General features: G+C 64.0%; 6 protein-coding genes. 1 reads left to right on the forward strand and 5 read right to left on the reverse strand.

Features of this window, described 5'->3' with window-relative positions; translation table 11 throughout:
* Positions 1-33: 33 nt before the first annotated feature.
* Together EN906_RS20605 and EN906_RS20610 are read right to left on the reverse strand one after the other, a co-directional pair.
* A complete protein-coding gene (locus tag EN906_RS20605) occupies positions 34-471 on the reverse strand; it encodes a DUF1489 family protein (protein WP_013531780.1) in 438 nt (145 codons plus the stop codon).
* Between the two features lie 76 nt (positions 472-547).
* On the reverse strand, positions 548-1,951 hold the full coding sequence (locus tag EN906_RS20610; RefSeq protein ID WP_127269560.1) for an L-serine ammonia-lyase: 1,404 nt from the start codon (positions 1,949-1,951) through the stop codon (positions 548-550).
* Positions 1,952-2,129: 178 nt separating this feature from the next.
* On the opposite strand from EN906_RS20610, the gene EN906_RS20615 reads away from it, so the two are divergent.
* A complete protein-coding gene (locus EN906_RS20615) occupies positions 2,130-2,843 on the forward strand; it encodes a DUF599 domain-containing protein (protein ID WP_027161543.1) in 714 nt (237 codons plus the stop codon).
* Here EN906_RS20615 and EN906_RS20620 read toward each other — a convergent pair.
* The 3 genes from EN906_RS20620 to EN906_RS20630 all read right to left on the reverse strand — a co-directional run bounded on the left by EN906_RS20620 (position 2,822) and on the right by EN906_RS20630 (position 5,759).
* Positions 2,822-3,613, reverse strand: coding sequence for a YdcF family protein (locus EN906_RS20620; protein WP_127276740.1), 792 nt, complete (start codon positions 3,611-3,613; stop codon positions 2,822-2,824). The two genes, EN906_RS20615 and EN906_RS20620, sit on opposite strands and share 22 nt — an antisense overlap.
* Before the next feature lie 125 nt (positions 3,614-3,738).
* Entirely contained in the window at positions 3,739-5,304 is a 1,566-nt protein-coding gene (locus EN906_RS20625; protein WP_127272495.1) for an amidase family protein, read from the reverse strand.
* Positions 5,304-5,759: a GNAT family N-acetyltransferase gene (locus tag EN906_RS20630; RefSeq protein ID WP_127271852.1), complete on the reverse strand. Its 456-nt coding sequence runs from the start codon at positions 5,757-5,759 to the stop codon at positions 5,304-5,306. The genes EN906_RS20625 and EN906_RS20630 overlap by 1 nt, the downstream gene beginning before the upstream one ends.
* Between the last annotated feature and the right edge of the window lie 11 nt (positions 5,760-5,770).

A 5,770-nucleotide genomic window follows, 5' to 3' on the forward strand; every position in this document is an offset into this window, starting at 1 on the left:
GTGCAAAGGGCCAGGCGGTGATGCCACCTGGGGTCAGAGCAGACCGAGATCGGCCAGCTCGCGCCTGAGTTTCGGCGGCATCTCGATCAATCCGGCCTTGCCCTTGCCCAGATCGAGCGGCGCGTCCGCCGGTTTCAGGTAGCGCCAGCCCTGAAAAGCCCGGCGCGGCTGCCAGTCGGTGCGTACAACCTCGGGGTCGAGTATCAGATGGCAACGGCCTATGCCTTCACTGTCGGTGAACGGCCGGATTTCGGTGATCAACTGGCGGCACTGCACATTGCCTTTGATCACCCAATAGAGCGAACCGCCATCGGTAACCTCGGCGCCGCGTGTCGGCATCATGCGGGTGGTGTGATACTGCTCGACCGGCTCACCGGCGCGCCGCCGCTCGTCGAGGCGGAAGGCGATCCACTCTTCGAGATCCTCGACGCTGTCGCAGCCGACACAGAGTTTTATGAGATTGAGAGACATCGCTTAAGGTTAGTCCCGCACGCGAACGCGTCAACGACCGGATCGACTTCTCCACAGCGGCGGTTTAGGCCAGCCTTCAGCACTCCACGACGTTGACTGCAAGCCCGCCAAGGCTGGTTTCCTTGTACTTCTCGTTCATGTCGAGGCCGGTCTGGCGCATGGTCTCGATCGCCGCATCGAGCGGTACGAAATGGATGCCGTCGCCCTTGATGGCCAGCGACGCGGCCGTCACCGCCTTGACCGCGCCCAGCGCATTGCGCTCGATGCACGGCACCTGAACCAGACCACCAACCGGATCGCAGGTCATGCCGAGATGATGTTCGAGCGCGATCTCGGCGGCATTCTCGACCTGTTCGGGCGTACCGCCCATGACGGCGCACAGGCCCGCTGCGGCCATCGCCGACGCGGAGCCTACCTCACCCTGGCAGCCGACCTCGGCGCCCGAGATCGATGCGTTGGTCTTGATGATGCCGCCAACGGCGGCAGCCGTCAGCAGGAAATCACGAATGCTCGGCTGGTCCGCCTCGGGATGGAAATGCAGCCAGTAGCGCAGCACCGCCGGCAGCGTGCCGGCAGCGCCATTGGTCGGCGCGGTGACCACGCGGCCGCCGGCGGCATTTTCCTCGTTCACGGCCATGGCGTAGATCGACAGCCAGTCATTGGCGAGCAAAGGATTGGGCTTGTTCTGCTGCCACTGCTCCTGCAGCTTATCGTGCAGCATGCGGGCACGGCGGCGCACCTTCAGCCCACCCGGCATGATGCCATCCTGCGACAGGCCACGGTCGATGCAGCCCTTCATGGCGCTCCAGATTCCGTCGAGGCCGGCGTCGAGCTCCTCGCGCGTCATCTGCGTTTCCTCGTTGACGCGTTTCATGTCGGCGATGGAAAGACCGCTTTTGCCGGCCATGGCCAGCATCTCGACCGCATTCTTGAACGGATAAGGCACTTTCTTGCCTTCGGTTGTCACCGAACCCTTGGCTTTCATCCGCTGCAGTTCTTCTTCGGAAACCACGAAGCCGCCGCCGATCGAATAATAGATCCGCTTGAGCAGCAGGCGGCCGCCGGCGTCATAGGCGTAGAACGCCATGCCGTTGGCGTGACCGGTGAGCGGCGTCTTGCGGTCCAGCACCAGATCGGTGGCCGGATCAAAGCGATAGGAGGGATGGCCGGGCGGCGAAATGCGCTTTTCGGCGGCGATGCGGCTGGCAATGCCATCGGCCTGGTCGGGATCGACCGTCTGCGGCGTCAGACCGGCAAGGCCGAGCATGACGGCGCGATCACTGCCGTGGCCAATACCGGTGTAGGCGAGTGACCCGTGCAGGCTTGCGCCAAGCCGGTCGACCTTGACGCCCGCCGGACGCGGCCAGTCATTTCCCGCGACCTCGTCGAGAAACCGCGCAGCGGCGGTCATCGGCCCCATCGTGTGCGAACTCGACGGTCCTATGCCGATCTTGAACAGGTCGAAAACCGAAAGGAACACGCGGCGTTGTCTCCTGGAGTCAGGTCGAGGACTACATATAGGAATTCCCACGATGTTTCCGCTCTTTTGGAAATCGCGGCGCTGCACCCGCCGACCTTGTTTGCTCCGGCAGCGACATTGGTACGATCGCTGTATGCGGACATCGAAGCGATTGCGCTGAATGTGATAAATTCAGTCCATGGGCGATTCCCTCGATCTTTCGACAGCCGATCTCGCGGCGCTGGCCTTCTTCCTCGTCGCGTGGCTGCTGCACACGTTCGCCTCCGACGGCAAGCTGGTCAGCCGCATGTCGCTGACGACGGCGATGAATGCACAGCGGCAAGCCTGGATGCGGACCATGGCCGAGCGCGAGATCCGCATCGTCGACACCGCCATTATGAGCGGGCTGCAGCAAGGCACCGCCTTCTTCGCCTCCAGCTCGCTGATCGCGATCGGCGGCTGCTTTGCCTTGCTCGGCGCGTCCGACCGGGTTCTTGAAGTGCTCAGCGACCTGCCCTTGGGTGGCGCGCCGTCGCGCGCGGCTTTTCAGATAAAGGTGTTCGGACTGGTGCTGATCCTGGCGTTTTCGTTCTTCAAATTCGGCTGGGCGTACCGGCTGTTCAACTATTGCACGATCCTGATCGGCGCCGTGCCGATCCCGCATGGCGAAGCCTCACGCAATCCTGTCACCGAAACGGCGGTGTGGCGTGCGGCGCAAATGAACATGCTGGCCGGAAAGCACTTCAACTCCGGCCTGCGCGGGGTGTTCTTCTCGATCGGTTATCTCGGCTGGTTCGTCGACCCCATGGTGTTCGTGTTGTCGACGCTGTTGCTGCTGGCCGTTCTGGTGCGGCGCCAGTTCTTCTCGGCCGCCAGGCAGGCGGTGATCGGTCAGCCGCCTGGAAAAGGCTGATCGATCCGGCCAGACAGCCAATAGGCAAAAAGCCCGATCCATTCGCGGATGGCCATGGTGGTGGCCTGCAGTGAGTCGGCCGGATTATCGCGGAACAGCCCGATGCCTTCTTTGCCCGAGGTGCGATAGTCGACCGGCCAGGGAACGGTGGCGAAGCCGGCCTTGTCGAACAGCGCCTTGGCGCGCGGCATATGGAAGGCTGAGGTCACGAGCAGCCAGGTCTCGCCGGGCTTCGGCGTGACCAACTCCTTGGTGAAGACCGCGTTCTCATAGGTGTTGCGGGATTTGTTCTCCAGGATCAGACGATCGGCGGCCACGCCAAGCGCGGTGAGCAGGCGCGGCGCGGTTGCGGCATCGCCCTCGCCATCGAGAAACAACGCGCCGGTGCCGCCGGAGACGACCACCTTGGCGGTGGGAAAGCGCCGGGCCAGAACTGCGGTCTCGACCATCCGATCGCCGCTGCTGTTCAACTCATAGCCGCCCCGCGCCAGATTGATGGCGCCCTCAAAGCCGCCGCCGAGCACGACGATGCCGTCGACCTTTGCCGGCAGCGGCGGGCGCGCGAAGCGCTCTTCCAGCGGATTGAGCATCATGGCGCCGAGCGACGTCCAGGCTGACAGCGCAAGGATCAGAAATGCCAGCAAGCTGCCGGTGGCCGCCAGCCGCCGGCGCCCGATCATGGCCGCGAGCAGTCCCGCCAGCAGCAGGAAGATCGCCAGGTTGAGCGGCTGGATGAAGAACCAGAAGATCTTGGACAGGTAGAAGAACATCGCTCACCCCATTGCAGCGCCGCGCGGGCGTGGGCGCTCAAAGGACGCTAACACTTTGATTTTGCGCAGGATCCTTCCGAAAATCGATTCCGACTTTCAGGGCATGCGCTAGACGAGCGACGTCCCTACCACCACTTCTCCGGCTGGAACGTGCCTGCGGCCTGCTCGATGACGGCGGCGGTCTGGAACAGCGTTTCCTCGTCGAACGGCCGGCCGATCAGCTGCAGCCCGAGCGGCAGGCCCTTGGCGTCGAGCCCGGCGGGTACGGCGATGCCCGGCAGGCCGGCCATGTTCACCGTGACGGTGAAGATGTCATTGAGGTACATCTTGACCGGATCGGCAGCCATGTCCTCATCGGCGACGCCGAAGGCGGCGGAAGGCGTTGCCGGGGTCAGGATGACATCGACGCCGGCGGCGAAGACCGTCTCGAAATCCCGCTTGATCAGATTGCGCACCTTCTGCGCCTGCAGATAGTAGGCGTCGTAATAGCCGGCCGACAGCACATAGGTGCCGATCATGATGCGGCGCTTGACCTCGCGGCCGAAACCGGCGGCGCGGGTCTTCTCATACATGTCGACGATATCCTTGCCCGGCACGCGCAATCCGTAGCGGACGCCATCATAGCGGGCGAGGTTGGACGAAGCCTCGGCGGGCGCCACGATATAGTAGGCAGGCAGCGCGTACTTCGTATGCGGCAGGGAAATGTCAACGATCTCAGCGCCGGCGTCCTTCAGCCAGGCAATGCCCTTCTGCCACAGCGCTTCGATCTCTTCGGGCATGCCGTCGACGCGGTATTCCCTGGGAATGCCGACCTTCATGCCCTTGATGGGCTTGCCGATCACCGCCTCATAATCCGGCACTGGCCGGTCGACCGACGTCGTGTCCTTCGGATCGACTGATGCCATCGACTTCAACAGGATCGCGGCATCGCGCACGTCGCGCGCGATCGGGCCGGCCTGGTCGAGCGACGAGGCGAACGCGACGATACCCCAGCGCGAGCAGCGGCCATAGGTCGGCTTGATGCCGACCGTCCCGGTGAAGGCGGCCGGCTGGCGGATCGAGCCGCCAGTGTCCGTCGCGGTCGCGCCGGCGCACAGGAAGGCGGAGACTGCCGTGGCCGACCCGCCGGAAGAGCCACCCGGCACCAACTGCGCATTGTCCAGGCTGCGCACGGCCCTCGTGCCGCCGGCCGAGACGAAGCCGCCATCGCCCTGATGCGTCGTCGGCATCACCGCAGTATCGAGGCGCGAGCGCCGCCACGGATTGATGACCGGACCATAGTAGGACGTCTCGTTGGACGAACCCATGGCGAACTCGTCCATGTTGAGCTTGCCGAGCATAACGGCGCCGTCGGCCCACAGATTTGACGTAACGGTCGATTCGTAGCGCGGCTTGAACCCGTCGAGCACATGGCTGCAAGCCTGCGTGTGGACGCCTTCGGTGCCGAACAGGTCCTTGATCCCCAACGGAATGCCTTCCAGCGCACCGCCCTCGCCCTTGACCAGCCTGGCGTCGGACGCCTTGGCCATGTCGCGCGCCTTGTCGCCGGTCACGGCGACATAGGCATTGAGCGCCGGATTGGCGCGCTCGATAGCGCCGAGATAGGCCTCGGTGATCTCGGTCGCGGTGATTTCCTTGCCGCGCAGCTTGGCGCGGGCCTGTGAAATCGTCAGCTGGGTCAGGTCGCTCATCAAAGGCTCTTTTCGTAAAACACCGACCACTCAGAATCGGGATAATCCAGCACCGGGCCGCAACGCGAAAACCCGGCGCGTTCGTAGACTGTCCACGCCGCGGGATGACGATCGCCCGTCTCCAGCACCAGTCGCTTCAGTCCCTCGTTGCGCGCCAGCGCCTCGACCCGCTCAACGATTTTCGCGCCGATCTTCTGGCCGCGATGCGACGGCCTGATATACATGCGCTTGACCTCGCCAATGGCGCCGTCATGACGCTTCAGCGCGCCGCAGCCGATGGCCAGGCCTTTATCGCGGGCGATGAAAACCGTCGTGTCCTGACCGGCCATCTGCTCAACCGTCAAATGGTAGCAATGCTCCGGCGGCGTCAGTTCGAGCAAGGTCTCGTTGAGTTCGGTGACCAGCCCGCGCAGGTCGTCCTGGAGCGGCGTCTCAATGGCGATCTCGATTGCCATCGGCGGACTTA

This window comes from Mesorhizobium sp. M7A.F.Ca.CA.004.06.1.1 (assembly GCF_003999135.1).
Classification (GTDB): Bacteria; Pseudomonadota; Alphaproteobacteria; order Rhizobiales; family Rhizobiaceae; genus Mesorhizobium.

Coding starts and splice junctions, on each gene's coding strand:
- EN906_RS20605 (WP_013531780.1), bottom strand. CDS start 471: ATGTCTCTCAATCTCATAAAACTCTGTGTCGGCTGCGACAGCGTCGAG.
- EN906_RS20615 (WP_027161543.1), top strand. CDS start 2,130: ATGGGCGATTCCCTCGATCTTTCGACAGCCGATCTCGCGGCGCTGGCC.
- EN906_RS20620 (WP_127276740.1), bottom strand. CDS start 3,613: ATGTTCTTCTACCTGTCCAAGATCTTCTGGTTCTTCATCCAGCCGCTC.
- EN906_RS20625 (WP_127272495.1), bottom strand. CDS start 5,304: ATGAGCGACCTGACCCAGCTGACGATTTCACAGGCCCGCGCCAAGCTG.
- EN906_RS20630 (WP_127271852.1), bottom strand. CDS start 5,759: ATGGCAATCGAGATCGCCATTGAGACGCCGCTCCAGGACGACCTGCGC.